At 70.3% G+C, this 1,545-nt stretch carries 2 protein-coding genes; one reads left to right on the forward strand and one right to left on the reverse strand.

Translation table 11 applies throughout. From position 1 onward, the window contains the following. On the forward strand, positions 1–299 hold a 299-nt coding region (locus QZV94_RS25055; RefSeq protein ID WP_293683220.1), incomplete at its 5' end, for a hypothetical protein. Positions 300–396: 97 nt separating this feature from the next. On the opposite strand, the gene QZV94_RS25060 is transcribed toward QZV94_RS25055, so the two are convergent. Continuing rightward, a partial coding sequence (locus QZV94_RS25060; RefSeq protein ID WP_293683222.1) for an NAD(P)/FAD-dependent oxidoreductase occupies positions 397–1,545 on the reverse strand: 1,149 nt, incomplete at its 5' end.

Raw genomic sequence — 1,545 nt, forward strand, 5'->3', positions numbered from 1 at the left:
CCGACTTCCCCATCCGTGCCCGCAACGTCAACTGGTTCCTGGAACGCGGCGGCGCGATCAAGGAAGTCCGGCTCACCGAGTCGGAAACCGGCGAATGGAGCGTCTGGCTGCGCCTAGCTGGCCGCTCGGGCGAGCACCGCCTGGCCATGTTCAAATCGGACGCGCCCCGCGTCTATCGCGACGTCGCCCGCGCCATCGCCATGTGCCGCGACGACTTCGGCTACTTCGGTCCCATCACGCTCTCGACGGACCGACAGCCTGATGGTGCTGCGGATCACCGCGGGCCAGCCTCGGCATAGAGGCCGCTCCTCGCTTAAGGGCGAAGTGCCGAAGGTCGGCTTCGAGGCTCCGGCGCCAGATAGGCCCACGTAACGAGACCGGGGGCCGCTCCCGCGTCTAGAGCATGTAACCCACGTCCGAGGCGCCGGTCGGATAGGCGAACATGGTGGATCGCAGGTCAGCCGCGGTGACGCCGTGGCGGATGGCGAGGCCGAAGAGGTTGATCACCTCCTCGGCATGCGTGCCCACCAGGTGCGCCCCAAGGATCCGTTCGGTAGCTTCCTCGATGAGCACCTTGTGGCCGTAGACCCGCTCCGCCAGGCGCCGCGCGGTGAACCAGTTCGGCGTCGAGGCGGCGTTGACCTGGAACTTGAGGCCCCGGCGATGCGCCTCGTCCTCGGAGAGTCCGACAGAGGCGATGGCCGGCACGGTGAAGGCGACGCTCGGCACGCCGCGATAGTCCGGGCGGTGCGAGGGGCCCTCCAACAGGTTGGCGGCGACCACCTTGGCGTCGTGGCTGGAGACCGGCGTCAGGGGCGGTCCCATCCCAGCGGCGTCGCCGGCGGCATAGACCCGCGGGTTGGAGACGCTCTGCAGGTGCTCGTTCAGCTGCAGCCGTCCGTCCCGCGCGGCGACGTCGCCGGCCGCCAGGTCCAGAGCATCGAGGTCGGGCCCGCGCCCAGCCGCGTGGACCACCAGATCGGCCGTGACGCTGAGGTCCGGGGCGTCGCGCCGGGAAGCGTGGACGCGCAAGCCGTCGTCAGTGCGCTCGATGCGGGTGACCGTCGCGCCCGTCTCCATGGCGATGCCGAGTTCGTGGAACCGCGGCATGAGCCAGCCCACCAGGTCGGGATCGAAGTGCGGCAGGAGCCGCGCAGACCGTTGCAGGATGGTGACCTCGGCGCCGGCGCGCGCCGCCAGGTGCGAGAACTCCGCCGCGACATAGCCGCCGCCGATCAGCACGATCCGGCGTGGGAGGCGCTCAAGCTCCATGAAGGCGTCACTCGTCACGACCAGGTCCTCGCCGGGGATGCCGAGCGGGACCGGACGGCCGCCGGTGGCGATTAGGATGTGGCGGGCCTGCAGGGTGTCGCCGTCCACCGTGACCCTGTCTGGCCCCAAGAAACGGGCGGTCCCATGGAAGGCGTCGACGCCCAGCTCGGCGTGGCGGGCCTCCTGCTTGGCCGGGATCGGATCGGTGAAGCTCCGCTTGAAGGTCATCAGACCCGGCCAGTCGATCGCCAGCGCGCCCTCGACGCCATGGCC

The organism is uncultured Phenylobacterium sp., assembly GCF_902826855.1.
GTDB lineage: Bacteria > Pseudomonadota > Alphaproteobacteria > Caulobacterales > Caulobacteraceae > Phenylobacterium.